This window comes from Streptomyces sp. STAM6, assembly GCF_054963715.1.
In genome coordinates, this window is the sequence record NZ_JBUEFZ010000004.1 from 1 (window position 1) to 17274 (window position 17274).

At 71.8% G+C, this 17274-nt stretch carries 15 protein-coding genes; 5 read left to right on the plus strand and 10 right to left on the minus strand.

The features are described 5' to 3' along the window. Window positions 1-28: 28 nt before the first annotated feature. Entirely contained in the window at window positions 29-1240 is a 1212-nt protein-coding gene (locus ACY34K_RS06805; protein WP_462744814.1) for a helix-turn-helix domain-containing protein, read from the minus strand. A 377-nt stretch (window positions 1241-1617) separates the two neighbouring features. Then, window positions 1618-1956: a hypothetical protein gene (locus ACY34K_RS06810; protein WP_462744816.1), complete on the minus strand. Its 339-nt coding sequence runs from the start codon at window positions 1954-1956 to the stop codon at window positions 1618-1620. Window positions 1957-2379: 423 nt separating this feature from the next. On the opposite strand from ACY34K_RS06810, the gene ACY34K_RS06815 reads away from it, so the two are divergent. Next, window positions 2380-2901: a universal stress protein gene (locus ACY34K_RS06815; protein WP_462744818.1), complete on the plus strand. Its 522-nt coding sequence runs from the start codon at window positions 2380-2382 to the stop codon at window positions 2899-2901. A gap of 183 nt (window positions 2902-3084) precedes the next feature. Beyond that, entirely contained in the window at window positions 3085-3651 is a 567-nt protein-coding gene (locus ACY34K_RS06820) for a GPR1/FUN34/YaaH family transporter (protein ID WP_462744820.1), read from the plus strand. A 115-nt stretch (window positions 3652-3766) separates the two neighbouring features. Here ACY34K_RS06820 and glmS read toward each other — a convergent pair whose 3' ends face one another. Together glmS and ACY34K_RS06830 are read right to left on the minus strand one after the other, a co-directional pair. Further along, a complete protein-coding gene (gene glmS, locus ACY34K_RS06825) occupies window positions 3767-5584 on the minus strand; it encodes a glutamine--fructose-6-phosphate transaminase (isomerizing) (protein WP_462744822.1) in 1818 nt (605 codons plus the stop codon). Between the two features lie 57 nt (window positions 5585-5641). Beyond that, window positions 5642-5917: a hypothetical protein gene (locus tag ACY34K_RS06830; RefSeq protein ID WP_462744824.1), complete on the minus strand. Its 276-nt coding sequence runs from the start codon at window positions 5915-5917 to the stop codon at window positions 5642-5644. Between the two features lie 183 nt (window positions 5918-6100). Here ACY34K_RS06830 and ACY34K_RS06835 point away from each other — a divergent pair, with 183 nt between their 5' ends. After that, entirely contained in the window at window positions 6101-7747 is a 1647-nt protein-coding gene (locus ACY34K_RS06835; protein ID WP_462744826.1) for a beta-N-acetylhexosaminidase, read from the plus strand. Between the two features lie 74 nt (window positions 7748-7821). On the opposite strand, the gene ACY34K_RS06840 is transcribed toward ACY34K_RS06835, so the two are convergent. The 6 genes from ACY34K_RS06840 to ACY34K_RS06865 form a co-directional block, all read right to left on the minus strand. Then, window positions 7822-8679 carry a siderophore-interacting protein gene (locus tag ACY34K_RS06840; protein ID WP_462744828.1) on the minus strand — a complete coding sequence of 286 codons (858 nt, stop codon included), beginning with the start codon at window positions 8677-8679 and terminating at the stop codon, window positions 7822-7824. Window positions 8680-8684: 5 nt separating this feature from the next. Further along, on the minus strand, window positions 8685-9716 hold the full coding sequence (locus tag ACY34K_RS06845) for an ABC transporter substrate-binding protein (protein ID WP_462744830.1): 1032 nt from the start codon (window positions 9714-9716) through the stop codon (window positions 8685-8687). 144 nt (window positions 9717-9860) lie between these two features. Next, on the minus strand, window positions 9861-11021 hold the full coding sequence (locus tag ACY34K_RS06850) for an acyl-CoA dehydrogenase family protein (protein WP_462744832.1): 1161 nt from the start codon (window positions 11019-11021) through the stop codon (window positions 9861-9863). A gap of 8 nt (window positions 11022-11029) precedes the next feature. Further along, the gene (locus ACY34K_RS06855) at window positions 11030-11965 is read right to left on the minus strand and encodes a hydroxymethylglutaryl-CoA lyase (protein WP_462745467.1); all 936 of its coding nucleotides are present in this window, start codon (window positions 11963-11965) and stop codon (window positions 11030-11032) included. Window positions 11966-11985: 20 nt separating this feature from the next. Further along, complete coding sequence (locus ACY34K_RS06860; protein ID WP_462744834.1) at window positions 11986-13923, minus strand: acetyl/propionyl/methylcrotonyl-CoA carboxylase subunit alpha; 1938 nt, start codon at window positions 13921-13923, stop codon at window positions 11986-11988. A 14-nt stretch (window positions 13924-13937) separates the two neighbouring features. Continuing rightward, complete coding sequence (locus tag ACY34K_RS06865; protein WP_462744836.1) at window positions 13938-15554, minus strand: carboxyl transferase domain-containing protein; 1617 nt, start codon at window positions 15552-15554, stop codon at window positions 13938-13940. Window positions 15555-15645: 91 nt separating this feature from the next. On the opposite strand from ACY34K_RS06865, the gene ACY34K_RS06870 reads away from it, so the two are divergent. Then, the gene (locus ACY34K_RS06870) at window positions 15646-16245 is read left to right on the plus strand and encodes an SACE_7040 family transcriptional regulator (protein ID WP_462744838.1); all 600 of its coding nucleotides are present in this window, start codon (window positions 15646-15648) and stop codon (window positions 16243-16245) included. 89 nt (window positions 16246-16334) lie between these two features. Beyond that, window positions 16335-17105, plus strand: a complete 771-nt coding sequence (locus ACY34K_RS06875) for a phosphatase (RefSeq protein WP_462744840.1) — start codon at window positions 16335-16337, stop codon at window positions 17103-17105. Window positions 17106-17274: the final 169 nt, after the last annotated feature.

Consider the following 17274-nt stretch of genomic DNA (forward strand, 5'->3'; position numbering starts at 1 on the left):
GCCACCGCGCGGCGGCCGCCGCGGGCGGTTACGGCGCCGTCCGCTGGCCCGGCAGCGCCGCGCGGCCCGAGGCGAACGCGTCGGAGTGCGGCTTGCCCGGCTCCGGCGGGCCCGCGACCGGCCCCGGGCCCGCCGTGGCGGTCGCGGCGGCCCGTCTGGCGGCCGCCTGCACCTGCTGCGGCACCACCGCGTCCACGACCGCCGGTGGCGGCGGCCCCGCGTCGCCCTGCGGGCGCCGGGCCCGGTAGGCGGCCCGGTACGCGGCGGGGGACGACCCCAGCTGGCGGCGGAAGTGCCCGCGCAGCGCGACGGGCGAGCGGAAGCCGCAGCGGCCCGCCACCTCGTCGACCGAGTAGTCGGACGTCTCCAGCAGCCGCTGCGCCTGCAGCACCCGCTGGGTGATCAGCCACTGCAGCGGCGCACTGCCGGTGAGCGAACGGAACCTGCGGTCGAAGGTCCGTCGGCTCATGTACGCGCGCGCCGCCAGCGTCTCCACGTCGAACTGCTCGTGGAGGTGCTCCAGCGCCCACGCGACCACCTCGGCCAGCGGGTCGGCGCCGATCTCCTCCGGCAGTGACCGGTCGAGGTACCGCTCCTGTCCACCCGTGCGCCGCGGCGGTACGACGAGCCGGCGGGCGAGTGCCCCGGCCGCTTCCGCCCCGTGGTCGGTGCGCACGATGTGCAGACAGAGGTCGATGCCGGCCGCCGTGCCGGCGGACGTCAGCACGTCGCCGTCGTCGACGAAGAGCTCCCGCGGGTCCACATGGACCGACGGATAGCGCTTGGCGAGCGTCGGTGCGTACATCCAGTGCGTGGTGGCCGGCCGCCCGTCGAGTAAACCGGCGGCGGCGAGCACGAAGGCACCGGTGCACAGCCCGACGATGCGTGCTCCTTCCTCATGGGCGCGGCGCAGCGCGTCGAGCGCCTCGGCCGGTGGCGGCGAGGTGATCGACCGCCAGGCCGGTACGACGACGGTGCCCGCCCTGCTGATCGCCTCCAGGCCGTACGGCGCGCTGAGTTCGAGTCCCCCGGTAGTACGTAGTGGTCCCTCTTCCCCCGCACAGACGAGCAGCCTGTAGCGGGGAACTCCGGCGTCCTGGCGGTCAATCCCGAACACCGAGAGCGGGATGGAGCTCTCGAAGATGGGGCCGCCGCTGAACAGCAGTACGGCGACGACCTCGCGACGGCGGCGTCCGGACAGTTTCCGTCCGTTCTCCGGTGCGGCGGAGTCCTGGCTCATGACGCTAAGCCCCCCTCGGTGTTCGCGTCTCCTAGGTCCTGTCGCTCCTGCACGTTTCCCCTCGGTTTTGCACGAGTCCCCAGTCTTCGATACTCATGATCGAATCTACTGCGTCCCATGGCGCCGGCGTGACAAGTTCCGCATCCGGGACTATGTCGACAAGGCAATTTGGCGCGAAGCATTCGATCACGAAGCGTTCCACTCGCGGGCCGCCCAGGGAAGTGCGCCTCACAGGCATGGCCCAACCACGTAGGGTGCGAGCGACGCCGTCGACCCTTTCTTCCCTGGTGACAAGGGGGTTGGCAGGCCATTCTGGGAAGGATCGGCCACTAGCCGGAAGTTGGCTGAAAACCTACGGGCGCGTGTGTGCGAACCCGTCAGTCTGCGGGCGCACACCCGGCCCCGTGACGTGTCCCGCGGTGCGCTCCCGTTCCCGTCCGGGAGTGCCGGCCGCGGTGCGGGGGAGCGGGTGCCCCGCGCGGGGGCTCCTGGGGGAGCAGCCGGACCGGGATGCGCTCGGAACGGCGCAGCAGCAGCCGGCAGGCGGTCGTCACGGCGGCGAGTCCGAGGGCCGTCAGGGAGGCCCCGCCGAAGGATGTCCCGTACACGACAAGGACGACGGGAACGAGTCCGCAACTGAAGGTGGCCCACCGGACGACGTCGCTCGCCGATTCGGAGGCGGACGAAGCGGCCGGGACGGCCGGTGGTGCGGGCACGGAATGCTCCCTCGGGCGGTGCGGTGCGACGGGACGGGGGCGCCGGAGGGGGCCCGGAGGTCCCGGGGCGGCCGGGCGGCCGACCGAGTGGCCAACGACGGGCGCGGGGTCGCGGTCACTGCGACCGTGGCCGAAGATCGCGCCGAGCGGGGTGGCGGGGCCGGGGTGGGTCTCGGGGTGGCGACAACTCGCCACAAGGGCGTCCGGGGGACGCCTGTAGGGCACAACCGGCATTGCCATACGGGACGGGCTCGTGCATGCTCCCTGGAACGCTGTGTGCAGGGCGACAGGCACTGGGCACCGGAGGAGTGTCGCCGTACCCTTGGGGGTATGGGGTTGGGAAGATGATTCCCGGACACACCTCCGCCGCCAACCGTTGTTCCCCTGTCCCTTCCGACGAGGACCCTTTTCGCCGAGACATCGATGGCCGGTCACGAATTTCCTGAACCCGCGGACCGCAGGCAGGTCGCCGATTCGACGGTCGACCCCCTCGCGGCGGACGAGACGCGTCATTCCTGCGACCCCGCCTTCCAGCACGGAGTCGTCGTCGGCTTCGACGGCTCCACTTCCAGCGAGCGAGCGCTCGCGTACGCCATCGGCATGGCCCGCAGGTCCGGCTCCGGCCTGATCATCGTGCATGTGGCGAACCGGCTGCCCACCACCGTCTGGGCCGGCTGCGAGCCACCGGTGTTCGTCGACGTGCCCGACCACCGCACCGAGGTGCTCGGCCTGGAGCTGGCCTGCGCGGACTACCTCTCCGAGGTCCCCTGGATCCTCGTCGAGCGCGGTGGTGACATCTGTCACGAGCTGGAAGAGGTCGGCCGCGAGTACTCCGCCGACGCGATCGTCGTCGGCTCCACCCACGGCATCGTCGGGCGGATCTTCGGATCCGTCGCCGGACGGCTGGCGCGGCGCGCGCAGCGTCCGGTCGTTGTCATCCCGTAGCCGTCCCGCGGGTTTGCCGTAATCCCCGTTGTCGCCCCTGGTGAGGCGGCGTCAATTTCCCGCCTCCACAGCGAAATTCGGCCTCTCCGGCAGGTGGATTGTGCGCTTGTGAAGGGTATATCGACGTGGCTGGGAAGCAGCTGCGGCACAGAGCAGCACAACTGCACATGAAGGGAGCCCGCCGTGGACAAAGACGTCTCCGCGGGAAGCAGCACCTCCACTCTCGGCCACCTCGCACTCGGCCTCACACTCCTCGCCTTCGGCATCGGCAGCACCGGTGTGATCGACCATGTCGCCGCGTCCGACGCCGCGGCGCTCGCCACCTGGGTCGGCGGGGTCGCGCTGTTCATAGCCGGCGTGCTCGAGCTGCGCGCCGGGAACGGCTCCACCGGCACGGCGTTCGCCGGGCTCGGCGCGTTCTGGTTCACCTGGGGAACGGCGGACGCCGCACAGGCGTCGGCGGAGGCCACCGGGCTGTTCCTGCTGGTGTGGGCGCTCCTCGCGCTCACGCTGACGGCCGCGGCCTCCGGCGGCGGGCTCCTCGGGCAGGGCGTGTACGGCCTGCTCTTCCTCTCCCTGCTGCTGGGCGGCATCGGCGCCTTCGCCGACTCCGGCGGGCTCACCAAGGCCGGCGGCTGGATCGCGGCGGTGGCGGGCCTGGCGGCCTGGTACGGCGCGACCGCCGCGCTCGCCAAGTGGCCGACGCTTTCCGGCCGCGCCGCCGGCCGGGGTGTGACGGCCACCGGCTGAAGCGGCCACCGAGGCCGGTGCAAGGGCGGTACCGGCCGTACGAAAAGGGCGACCCCGGGTGTGCTGGTGGCACACACCCGGGGTCGCCGTACGTCGCCGTGCGTCGGCGTCGCGACTACTCCACCGTGACGGACTTGGCCAGGTTGCGCGGCTTGTCGATGTCCCGGCCCAGCGCCAGAGCCGTGTGGTAGGCCAGGAGCTGCAGCGGGATGCCCATCAGGATCGGGTCCAGCTCGTCCTCGTTCTTCGGGACGATGATGGTGTGGTCGGCCTTCTCCTGCTCCTGGTGCGCGACCGCGAGGATCCTGCCGCTGCGGGCCTTGATCTCCTCCATCGCGGCCCGGTTCTTCTCCAGCAGCGAGTCGTTCGGGACGATCGCGACCGTCGGCATCGCGGGCTCGATGAGCGCCAGCGGGCCGTGCTTGAGCTCGGAGGCGGGGTACGCCTCGGCGTGGATGTAGGAGATCTCCTTGAGCTTCAGGGAGGCCTCCAGGGCGACCGGGTAGCCGCGGACACGGCCGATGAACATCATCGACTTGGCGTCGGCGTACTCGGCGGCGAGCTTCTTGATGTCCTCCTCGCCCTTGAGGATCTCCTGGATCTGCTCGGGCAGCCTGCGCAGGCCCTCGATGATCCGCTTGCCGTCGGCGACCGACAGGTCGCGGATGCGGCCCAGGTGAAGGGCGAGCAGCGCGAACGCGACGACGGTGTTGGTGAAGCACTTGGTGGAGACGACGCAGACCTCCGGGCCGGCGTGCACGTACACGCCGCCGTCGGCCTCGCGGGCGATCGCGGAGCCCACCACGTTGACCACGCCGAGGACGCGGGCGCCCTTGCGCTTCAGCTCCTGGACGGCGGCCAGCACGTCGTACGTCTCACCGGACTGCGAGACGGCGATGTACAGGGTGTCGGGGTCCACGACCGGGTTGCGGTAGCGGAACTCGGAGGCCGGCTCGGAGTCCGCCGGGATACGGGCCAGGCCCTCGATCAGCGAGGCGCCGATCAGGCCGGCGTGGTAGGAGGTGCCGCAGCCGAGGATCTTCACCCGGCGGATGCCGCGGGCCTCGCGGGCGTCCAGGTTCAGGCCGCCGAGGTGCACGGTCGAGAACTTGTCGTCGATGCGGCCGCGCAGGACGCGGTCCACGGCGTCGGCCTGCTCGGAGATCTCCTTGTGCATGTACGTGTCGTGGCCGCCCATGTCGTAGGAGGCGGCCTCCCACTCCACGGTCTCGGGGGTCGCGGTCGTCAGCGTGCCCGAGGTGGTGTACGTGCGGAAGTCGTCGGCCTTCAGGGTGGCCATCTCGCCGTCGTCGAGGGTGACGATCTGGCGGGTGTGGGCGATCAGCGCGGCGACGTCGGAGGCGACGAGCATCTCCTTCTCGCCGATGCCGAGGACGACCGGGGAGCCGTTGCGGGCGACGACGATGCGGTCGTTGAAGTCGGCGTGCATGACGGCGATGCCGTACGTGCCCTCGACGACCTTGAGCGCCTCGCGGACCTTCTCCTCCAGGGTCTCGGCCTGGGAGCGGGCGATCAGGTGGGTGAGGACCTCGGTGTCGGTCTCGGAGGCGAAGACCACGCCGTCCGCCTCGAGCTTCGCGCGCAGCTCGGCGGCGTTGTCGACGATGCCGTTGTGGACCACCGCGACCTTGTTCTCGGGGTCCATGTGCGGGTGCGAGTTGATGTCGCTGGGGGCGCCGTGGGTGGCCCAGCGGGTGTGGGCGATGCCGGTGGTGCCGGTGAAGCGCTTGGGGACGCGGGCCTCCAGGTCACGGACCCGGCCCTTGGCCTTGACCATCTTCAGGCCGCCGCTCTTGGGGCTGGTGATCACCATGCCCGCGGAGTCGTAACCCCGGTACTCCAGCCGCGCCAGGCCCTCCAGCAGCAGCGGAGCCACATCGCGCTTACCGATGTAACCGACAATTCCGCACATAAAGTCTCTGCCCCTCCGGATACGTTCAGGTGTGTGCTCGGCCGCGGGTCGCGGATCTCAGCCGTAGACGATGCGACGCAGCTGGCGGAGCGAGAGCTCCGGCGGCGCCACGGCGCGGTGCGGCAGCTCGGCCGCGATGCGCTCGAAGATCGCGGAGTTCACTTCGCCGCCCGCCTGCAGTTCGCGGTGGCGGCGACGGACGAACTCCTCGGTCGTCTCGTCGAAGTACGCCAGCACATCGAGCACCACCCGGGAGGCCTCACCGCGCTGCAGCGCGGTGCTGCGCACCAGGTGGTCGATGAGGTCGTCGTACGACGTGCGGCGTTCGAGCACCCGTAGATACTGCGGGCAATCGACGGCGCTTTGCAAGAATCCTGCCCGAATCCGGGCACAGGCCTTCATGATCAAGGTGCAAATCGGGGCAGAGGTATATGACTGAGGGGAGAAGTGGTCTACACCTTGACCCCCTCTGGGGCACGCGATACCCATGGGGACCGTTCGACTGCCCGATTGCTCATGCCCACAGTTGTGAAGCCCGTCGAAGGGACCCAGCTTGTGAGACTGCACAGAACAATCGCCCGGCTCCTCGGCTCCCTGCTGCTCCTCGGCGCGGCGGCCGTCCCCAGTGCCGCCGCGCCGTCGTCCGGCCCGGCCCCCGCGCCCGGCCCCAGGCCGCTCGGGGAGATCGTGCCCGTCCCCGCGTCCGTACGGCCCGGCGGCGAACCGTACGCCCTCGGCCCCCGCACCCGCGTCCACGCCGTCGACGGATCGCGCGAGACGCGCCGGATCGCGCGCTACCTCGCCTCCGTGCTGCGCCCGTCCACCGGATACCCGCTGCCCGTCACCGGTGGCGAGGGGCGCGGCGGCATCCGGCTGCGGCTGGACCCGCGCGAGAAGACGCTCGGCGAGGAGGGCTACCGGCTGGAGTCGGGGCGGGAGGGCGTCACCGTCACCGCCCGCAGGCCCGCCGGGCTCTTCCACGGCGTCCAGACCCTGCGCCAGCAGCTCCCGGCCTCGATCGAGGCGGACACCCGGCAGCCCGGCCCCTGGGCGGTCGCCGGCGGGACCGTCACCGACGTCCCCCGCTACGCCTACCGCGGCGCCATGCTCGACGTCTCCCGGCACTTCTTCACCGTCGACCAGGTCAAGCGGTACATCGACCAGCTGGCCCTCTACAAGATCAACAAACTGCATCTGCACCTGAGCGACGACCAGGGCTGGCGGATCGCGATCGACTCCTGGCCGCGCCTGGCCACGCACGGCGGCTCCACGCAGGTCGGCGGCGGCCCCGGCGGGTACTACACCAAGGCCCAGTACAAGGACCTCGTCGCGTACGCGGCCTCCCGCCACCTCGAAGTCGTGCCCGAGATCGACATGCCCGGCCACACCAACGCCGCTCTCGCCTCGTACGCCGAGCTGAACTGCGACGGTGTCGCCCCGCCCCTCTACACGGGCACCGAAGTCGGCTTCAGCTCCCTGTGCGTGGACAAGGCCGTCACCTACGACTTCGTCGACGACGTGGTCCGCGAGCTGGCCGCGCTGACGCCCGGCCGCTACCTCCACATCGGCGGCGACGAGGCCCACTCCACCAGCCACGAGGACTACGTCGCCTTCATGGCCGAGGTCCAGCCGGTCGTGGCGCGGTACGGCAAGACGGTGATCGGCTGGCACCAGCTCACCGGGGCGACCCCGGCGAAGGGCGCACTCGCCCAGTACTGGGGCCTGGACCGCACCAGCGACGCGGAGAAGGCACAGGTCGCCAGGGCCGCGCGGAACGGAACGGGGCTGATCCTCTCGCCCGCCGACCGGATCTACCTCGACATGAAGTACAGCAAGGAGACCGAGCTCGGCCTGTCCTGGGCCGGCTACGTCGAGGTGCGGCGCTCCTACGACTGGGACCCGGGCGACTACCTCCCCGGCGCACCGGCGAGCGCCGTCGCGGGCGTCGAGGCCCCGCTGTGGACCGAGACGATCTCGACGGGCGCGCACATCGACCGCATGGCCTTCCCGCGGCTGCTCGGCGCGGCGGAGCTCGGCTGGTCGCCCGCCGCCACGCACGACTGGGAGGCCTACCGGCTCCGGCTCGCGGCCCAGGGGCCGAGGCTCACGGCGCTGGGCATCGACTTCCACCGCTCGCCACAGGTGCCGTGGCGCACGGAGTAGCACCGCGCGGCGCACGGTGAACCGGCCGGTGGCCGCGCCCTCCGGGGGCGGCCACCGGCCGTCCGGGCGACCCGTTACGCGTCGTCCTCCGTGGCCTCGGGCGCCTCGCGGAGAGCATCCTCGCTCAGGCCACGGCGCCAGTAGCCGACGAAGGTGACGCGCCGTTTGTCGACACGGCGCTCGTTGACCAGGTGGCGGCGCAGCGCCTTCACGGTGCCGGCCTCGCCCGCGATCCAGGCGTACGGTGCGGTGCCGGTCAGTTCCGCGGCCCGTACCGCGTCCACGGCGGCGGGGGCGCCCTCCTCCCGGACGAGCCAGGTGACCGTGGCGTCCGCCTCGGTGTCCAGGCGCAGCCGGTCCGCGGAGCACGGCACTTCCAGCCACACCCGGGCCCGGATCCCGGCCGGCAGTGACTCCAGGATCGCCGAGGCGGCGGGCAGCGCCGTCTCGTCGCCCCAGATCAGCACCTCGTCCGCGTCCTCCGGCAGCCGGAAGCGGACACCGGTGTTGTCGGCGACCGCCGGACCGAGGACCACGACGCGGTCGCCCTCGGACGCCCCGGCCGCCCAGCTGCAGGCGGGCCCGCCGTCGTCGTGGAGGGCGAAGTCGATGTCGACCTCGGTCGTGCCGTCGTCGTCCCGGCGCTGTTCCCGGACCGTGTACGAGCGCATGACGGCCCGTACGTCGTCGGGCATGGCCCGCCAGGCGCCCAGCGCCGCGTACATGTCGCCGTTCTCGACGGGCGGCAGGACCGGCTCGGGCTGACCGGGGTGCGGCAGGAACAGCGACAGCGACTGGTCGCGGCCGCCGGAGCGGAATCCCTCGAGGTCCTCGCCGCCGAAGGTGACGCGGACCAGCGACGGCCCGAGCCGCCGCGTGCGCACCACCCGCAGGGAGAAGAAGGCGAACGGGGCGGTCCCGTCTGTCGTCATCTGTCTCAGGCCACCTTCTTGGCGTTCTCGATCGCCTTGGCGAGGTCCTCCAGGACCACGGCGCACTTGTCGTACGAGTAGATCGGCTCGGTGACGCGCGGGATCACCTGGCCGGCCTTGACGGCGGGCAGCCGGCCCCAGGTCGGCTTGGCGCCCAGGTCCTTGGGCTGGATGGCCTGGCTGCGGTTGTCCATCATGATGAGGTCGGCCGGGTACTTGTCGATGTTCTCCCAGCTCAGCTCCTCGAAGTAGCCCTGGGCGTTCACCTTCGGCGTCACGAACCTCACGCCGAGCTCCGCGAAGTACTTGGTGTCCGCGGACATCTTGTCGAGGGAGACGTAGAAGAGTTCCTGGCTGGCCGAGCCGATCAGGACGCGGATCTCCGGCTTGGACTTCGCGGCGGCGCGCAGGCGCGCGGCGGCCTTCTCGAAGCGGGCCTTGGCGTCCGTCACCTTCTGGGACTTCATGTCCGCGCCCAGGGAGGCGGCGAGCTCGGCGTGGCGCTCCAGGGCCTTCGGGATGGTGGCCTGGGAGACCTCGATGCCGACGCTCGGCGCCACCTTGTAGATCTTCGCGGCGGACTGGTCCGGGACGTACCAGAGCTTGTTCGGCTCCCACATGGCCGACACCAGGAGCTCCGGCTCCAGCTTCAGATACTTCTCGATCTTGAACTCGCCCCAGGTGTTGCCGAGGATCTCGACCTTGGTGACGTCGAGGTCACCGGCCTGGATGTCGGGAACGTCCTTGCCCTCGGCGTCCTTGACGGTCGTCGGGCCGAACACTCCCTTGACCTTGATGCCGTAGTCGAAGAGGGCGGCGGCGGTGCCGGTGAAGGCGACGATGTTCTTCGGGACCGAGTCGAGCTCGACCTTCTTGCCGCGGTCGTCCGTGAACTTCCAGGGACCGGTCTTCCCGTCGGACTCCGCGTCCGCGTTCTTCCCGCCGCAGGCGACCAGCGCGGCTCCGAGCCCGAGGGCGCCGCCGGCGGCCAGCAGGCCGCGGCGGGTGAGGTGGGAGGCTCGGGTGTTGCTGGGCATGACGGCGTCGCTTTCGTACGGCCGGTTTTCGGCCACCGGGTAAGTCGAGGGTAGGTTAGCCTAACCTCAGATCATGTCCAGTGGCCCCGGCCGTGGTCCTGATCACCTGCCCGATCAGGACCACGACACCCGTTCGGGGAGGCGTCAGGCGGACAGCCCCAACTCCCGTGCGATCAGCATGCGCTGCACCTCGCTGGTGCCCTCGCCGATCTCCAGGATCTTGGAGTCCCGCCACATCCGGGCCACCGGGTATTCGTTCATGAAGCCGTAGCCACCATGGATCTGGGTGGCGTCACGGGCGTTGTCGACGGCGACCGTCGACGAGTACAGCTTCGCCAGCGCCGCCTCCTTCTTGAACGGCTCCCCGCTCACCAGACGGGACGCCGCGTCGCGCCAGCCGATCCGGGCCATGTGCGCCCGCATCTCCATGTCCGCGATCTTGAACTGGATGGCCTGGTTGTCCCCGATGGGCCGGCCGAACGCGTGACGCTCCTTCGCGTACTTCACCGACTCGTCCACGCAGCCCTGCGCGAGCCCGGTCGCCAGCGCCGAGATGGCGATCCGGCCCTCGTCGAGGATCCGCAGGAACTGCGCGTACCCACGGCCCTCCTCTCCCAGCAGGTTCCCCACCGGGACCCGGACGTCGTCGAACGACAGCTCGCGCGTGTCCGACGCGTTCCACCCCACCTTCGAGTAGGGCGCCGCGACCGTGAAGCCGGGCGTGCCGGACGGCACGATGATCGAGGAGATCCGCGGCTTGCCCTCGGGCGTGCGGCCGGTCACGGCCGTGACGGTCACCAGACCGGTGATGTCCGTACCGGAGTTGGTGATGAAGCACTTCGAGCCGTTGATGACCCACTCGTCGCCGTCCCGCACCGCGGTGGTGCGCGTGCCGCCGGCGTCGCTGCCCGCGCCCGGCTCGGTCAGCCCGAAGGCGCCCAGGATCTCGCCGGAGCACATCCTGGGCAGCCACTGCCGCTTCTGCTCCTCCGTGCCGAAGCGGTACACCGGCATGGCGCCGAGCGAGACGCCCGCCTCCAGCGTGATGGCGACCGAGGAGTCGACCCGGGCGAGCTCCTCCAGGGCGATGCCGAGGGCGAGGTAGTCGCCCCCCATGCCGCCGTACTCCTCCGGGAAGGGCAGGCCGAACAGGCCCATGCGGCCCATCTCGCGGACGATCTCGTAAGGGAACTCATGGCGCTCGTAGAAGTCGCCGATCTTCGGCGCGACGACATCGTGCGCGAACTCCTCGACGGTGCGGCGGAGTTCCTCGTGCTCCGGCGAGAGCCGGTGGTCCAGGGACATGGGGCGGGTCACTCCTTGTGAGAGCTCTGCGCTTGCGGCGCGAGGGCGCGGAGGGTGCGGGACGGGCTGGGACGGCCCAGGTGTCCGGCCAGCCACACGCTCGTGGCGGTGAGCCGGCCGAGGTCGACCCCGGTTTCGATGCCGAGGCCGTGGAGCATCCACACGAGGTCTTCGGTGGCGAGATTGCCGGTGGCCGACTTGGCGTACGGGCAGCCGCCCAGGCCGCCCGCCGAGGCGTCCACCGTGGTCACGCCGTGCTGCAGCGCGGCGAGTGTGTTGGCCAGAGCCTGGCCGTAGGTGTCGTGGAAGTGCACGGCGAGCCGGGAGGACGGCACACCGGCGTCGTTCAGCGCCGTGAGCAGGGCCTGTACGTGGCCCGGGGTGGCCACCCCGATCGTGTCGCCGAGGCTCAGCTCGTCGCACCCCATCTCGGCCAGCGCCTTGGTGACCCGGACGACCTGGGGGAGCGGGACGGGCCCCTCCCAGGGGTCGCCGAAGCACATCGACAGATAGCCGCGGACAGTGAGACCGGCCTCTATGGCGCGGGTGACGACCGGGGCGAACATGGCGAGCGCCTCGTCGACCGTGCGGTTGAGGTTGGCCTTGGCGAACGACTCTGTGGCGCTGGCGAACACGGCGACCTCGCGGGCGCCGAGGGCCAGGGCACGGTCGAGGCCGCGCTCGTTCGGCACGAGGACCGGCAGCCGGGCCGGCACGCCCCGCACCATCGGGAACAGCCGTTCGGCGTCGGCCAGCTGGGGGACCCACTTGGGGTGGACGAAGCTCGTGGCCTCGACCGTGCCGAGCCCGGCGTCCGCGAGGCGCCGGATGAACTCGGCCTTGACCTCGGTCGGTACGACGCCCTGCTCGTTCTGCAGGCCGTCGCGCGGACCGACCTCGTGGATCCGCACCCGGGCGGGCAGCCCGGACGCGGGCACGGTCATCGGCAGGTTCGGGGGCGTGGTCACTCGTCCTCCTCCCGGGGGGTCACCACGGCGAGGATCTGGTCCATGGCGACGGTGGTGCCGGGCGTGACGTCCAGCTCGGTGACGGTGCCGGCGTGCGGGGCGGAGATGACGTGCTCCATCTTCATGGCCTCGACGACGAGCAGGCTCTGCCCGGCCGCGACCTCGTCCCCCACGGCGACCTTGACGACGGTGACGGTGCCGGGCATGGGAGCGGCGAGCGTGTCGGCGCCCGCGTGCGCGGCACCGGACAGCGCCGCCTCGACCGGGTCGTGGTCAAGGACGTGCCAGGAGTCCCCGTCCCGGCCGAGCCGGCGTCCGGCCCGGTGGAAGGTGTGGGTGACGCCGTCGGCCTCGACCGTCACGGAGCCGGCGGTGACCCGGTGCCGGGCCGGTGCCGCGGCCGTCACGGGATCGAGCCCCGGCACGCGGAGCGGGAACTCCAGCGGCGCGGGCTCACCGCCGAGCCGCCAGCCGCTCGGCACGGAGAAGGGATCGGTCCAGCCGTCCCGCGGCGCGGGGGCCAGCTCCGCCAGCCGGACCGCCGCCGCCGCGGCGTACACCTCCGGCGGGACCGAGCCGTCCACCAGGCCCTCGGCCTCGCGCTCCACGAGCCCCGTGTCGAGTTCGCCCGCCACCACCGCGGGGTGGGCGAGCAGTCGGCGCAGGAAGCCCGCGTTGGTCGGCACACCCAGGGTGACCGTGTCGGCCAGCGCCGCCCGCAGCTTGCGCAGCGCGGTCGCGCGGTCGGGGCCGTGGGCGATGACCTTCGACAGCATCGGGTCGTACAGGCTGCCGACTTCCGTGCCCTCGCTCAGACCGGAGTCGGTCCGCACCCCGTCGCCCTGCGGCTCGCGCAGCGCGAGGACGGTACCGCCGGAGGGCAGGAACCCGCGCGAGGGGTCCTCGGCGCAGATCCGGGCCTCGACGGCGTGTCCGGTCAACGTGATGTCGTCCTGGGCGAACGGCAGCCGCTCGCCGGCCGCGACCCGCAGCTGCCACTCCACCAGGTCCAGCCCCGTGACGAGCTCGGTGACCGGATGCTCGACCTGGAGGCGGGTGTTCATCTCCATGAAGTAGTACGAGGAGGGGTCCCCGCCCGGCACGATGAACTCGACCGTGCCCGCGCCCCGGTAGCCGCAGGAACGGGCCGCCTGGACCGCGGCCTCGCCCATCGCCGCGCGCGTCTTCTCGTCCAGCAGGACGGACGGCGCCTCCTCGATGATCTTCTGGTGGCGGCGCTGGAGCGAGCACTCGCGCTCGCCGAGGTGGACCACGTTCCCGTGGCCGTCCGCCAGCACCTGGATCTCGATGTGCCGGGGCCGGTCGATCCACCGCTCGACCAGGAGCGTGTCGTCGCCGAAGGACGCGCGGGCCTCGCGGCGGGCCGCCGCGATCTCGTCGAGCAGCGCCGACTCGACCCGGGTGAGCCGCATGCCCTTGCCGCCGCCGCCCGCGGAGGGCTTCAGCAGCACCGGCATGCCGATCTCCCGGGCGGCCGCGGCAAGTTCGTCGTCGGTCAGTCCACTGCCCGAGGAGCCCGGTACGACCGGCACGCCGGCCGCCCGGACCGTCTCCTTGGCACGGATCTTGTCGCCCATCAGGGAGATCGCCTCGGCCGGCGGGCCGATGAAGACCAGACCGGCGTCCGCGCAGGCCCGCGCGAACGCGGCGTTCTCCGCGAGGAAGCCGTACCCCGGGTGGACGGCCTGCGCGCCGGTCCGCTCGGCCGCCTCCAGCAGCCGGTCCACGCGCAGATAGCTCTCGGCGGCGGCCGGCGGGCCGATCCGGACGGCCGTGTCGGCCTCCCGGACGTGCCGGGCGTCGGCGTCGGCGTCGCTGAAGACGGCCACCGAGCGCACACCCAGCTGCCGCAGGGTGCGGATGACGCGTACCGCGATCTCGCCCCGGTTGGCGACAAGGACGGTGTCGAACATCGTCAGGGGTCCCCTCACATCCGGAAGACGCCGAACTGGGGGTCACCCAGGGGCGCGTTGGCACAGGCGGTCAGGGCCAGACCCAGCACCTGGCGGGTCTCCAGCGGGTCGATCACGCCGTCGTCCCAGAGCCGGGCCGTGGCGTAGTAGGCGTTGCCCTGCTGCTCGTACTGGGCGCGGATCGGGTCCTTGAAGGCCTCCTCGTCCTCCGCGGGCCACTCCTCCCCGCGCGCCTCGATCTGGTCGCGCTTGACGGTGGCGAGGACCGAGGCGGCCTGCTCGCCGCCCATCACGGAGATCTTGGCGTTGGGCCACATCCACAGGAACCTGGGCGAGTAGGCCCGGCCGCACATCGAGTAGTTCCCCGCGCCGTACGAGCCGCCGACGACCACGGTCAGCTTCGGCACGCGTGTGCAGGCGACGGCCGTGACCATCTTGGCGCCGTGCTTGGCGATGCCGCCCGCTTCGTAGTCCCGGCCGACCATGAAGCCCGAGATGTTCTGCAGGAACAGCAGCGGGATGCCGCGCTGGTCGCACAGCTCGATGAAGTGCGCGCCCTTCTGGGCCGATTCGGCGAACAGGATGCCGTTGTTGGCGACGATGCCGACCGGGTGGCCGTGGATCCGGGCGAAGCCGGTGATCAGGGTCTGCCCGAACTCCGCCTTGAACTCGGCGAACCGGGAGCCGTCGACGACGCGCGCGATCACCTCCCGCACGTCATAGGGGGTGCGGGAGTCGACCGGCACCGCCCCGTACAGTCCCGCGGGGTCGACCTTGGGCTCCTCGACCGGCTCCACCGACCAGGGCAGGGCTCGCCGCTCCGGCAGCGTCGCCACGATGTTCCGTACGATCCGCAGCGCGTGCGCGTCGTCCTCCGCGAGGTGGTCGGTGACGCCGGACGTCCGGGCGTGGACCTCGCCACCGCCGAGTTCCTCGGCGGTGACGACCTCGCCGGTCGCCGCCTTCACCAGGGGCGGGCCGCCCAGGAAGATCGTGCCCTGGTTGCGCACGATCACGGCCTCGTCGCTCATCGCCGGGACGTACGCCCCGCCGGCGGTGCAGGAGCCGAGGACGGCCGCGATCTGCGGGATGCCGGCGCCGGACATGCGGGCCTGGTTGTAGAAGATGCGGCCGAAGTGCTCGCGGTCGGGGAAGACCTCGTCCTGCTTGGGCAGGAAGGCGCCCCCGGAGTCCACCAGGTACACACAGGGCAGCCGGTTCTCCAGCGCCACCTCCTGGGCGCGGAGGTGCTTCTTGACCGTCATCGGGTAGTACGTGCCGCCCTTGACGGTGGCGTCGTTGGCGACGACCACGACCTCCCGGCCGCTGACCCGGCCGATGCCCGCGATGACGCCGGCGGCCGGGGCCTGGTCGTCGTACATGCCGTTCGCCGCCAGCGGGGCCAGCTCCAGGAACGGGGAGCCGGGATCCAGGAGCGTGTCCACGCGGTCGCGGGGCAGCAGCTTGCCGCGCGCGGTGTGCCGGGCGCGGGCCTTCTCACCGCCTCCGAGCCGCGCCGCCGCCAGCCGCGCGCGCAGCCCTTCGGCCAGCTCGTGGTGTGCGGCCTCGTTGGCCTGCCAGGCCGCGGACGCGGGATCCGCCGCGCTCGTCAGCACCGGTGCCTGTTGCATCGTGTCGCCCCCAGGTTAATGAGCGTTAACGCATTTCCTTCAGGTTAACGAGCGCTAACTGTCCTGTCGAGGTTTCTCTAGAATCAATCCCATGAGCACCAGGACCGATGCCCCGACGCGTCGCGAGCAGATCCTCAAGGAAGCCGCCCGCCTCTTCGCCGAGCGCGGCTTCCACGGCGTGGGCGTGGACGAGATAGGGGCGGCTGTCGGCATCAGCGGCCCGGGGCTCTACCGCCACTTCCCGGGCAAGGACGCGATGCTGGCGGAGCTGCTGGTCGGCATCAGTGAGCGGCTGCTCGACGGGGGCCGGCGGCGCGTCGAGGAGGCGGACGGCGACCCGGGCGCGCTGCTCGCCTCCCTCATCGACGGCCACATCGACTTCGCGCTCGACGACCGCCCACTGATCACCCTGCACGACCGGGAGCTGGACCGCCTGCGGGACGCCGACCGCAAGCGGGTGCGCCAGCTCCAGCGGCAGTACGTCGAACTGTGGGTCACCGCCGTGCGCGAGCTGTATCCCACGCCGACGGAATCGCAGGCCAGGGCGGCCGTCCACGCGGTCTTCGGGCTGCTGAACTCCACCCCGCACCTGGGCTCCGCCTCTCCCACCGGCGGTCTGACGGCCCGTACGGCGACGGAGTCGCTGCTGCGCCGTTTGGCGCACGGGGCGTTCGGCTCCCTGGCGGCCTGAGCCCGGGCGGGCCCGCCCGGGCCCGCGCGGCGCGTCCACGGGACGGAATGAGGCGGCCACGGGGGGTGGCGGGCGGCACAATGGGGGGCATGCCGATACCCAGCCGTGCCGCCCTCGTCGACCACCTTGTCCGCACCCGTATCGCCGGAGACGTCGCCACCCCCCGCGACAACAACCTCTCCCACTACCGCAGGCTGGCGAACGGGGACCGTCACTACTGGCTCGGTCTGGAACTGGGCGACCGGTGGACGGACGAGCAGGACGTGCTCGCCGTCATGGCCGAGCGCTGCGGGGTGAACGACGACCCCGCGCACCGGGCCGGGCAGGACACGATCGACCCCGAGCTGACCGTCGACGCACTGGAGCGGATGGCGGCGCGGCTGCGCAAGGCCGCCGCGGGGAGGCAGCGGGTGCTGTTCGCGACCGGGCATCCGGGCGCGCTGCTGGACGTGCACAGCAGGACAGCGGCCGCGCTGAGGGCCGCCGGGTGCGACATCGTCCGCATCCCCGGCGGGCTGACCGCCGACGAGGGGTACGTCGTGCAGTTCGCCGATGTCGCCGTCTTCGAGCGGGGCGCCACCCTGTGGCACACCCACTCCCCGGAACCGATGAACGCCATCCTCGACCACCTGGACGTGCAGCCGGACCTGGTCGTCGCCGACCACGGCTGGGCGGGGCGGGCCGGACAGCGCGGGATCGACTCCGTCGGCTTCGCCGACTGCAACGACCCCGCCCTGTTCATCGGCGAGGCCGAGGGCACCCTGCAGGTGACGGTCCCGCTGGACGACCACGTGCTGGACCCGCGGTTCTACGAGCCGATGACGGAGTTCCTGCTGGACGCCGCGGGCCTGCTGGGCTGACCGCCGGCCCGGCGGGCCGACCGCCGGTCGGCCCCACGGGCGAGCGAGCCGAAGGGCGCGGCGCTGTCGTGAGGGGCCGCGCGCGGAGATCGTGAGGAACGAGCGACCCGAGCGGGGGGTGCCCCGCCACCGGGCCCCGGCCGCTCCGGATTCGGTTCCGGCCGGTCCG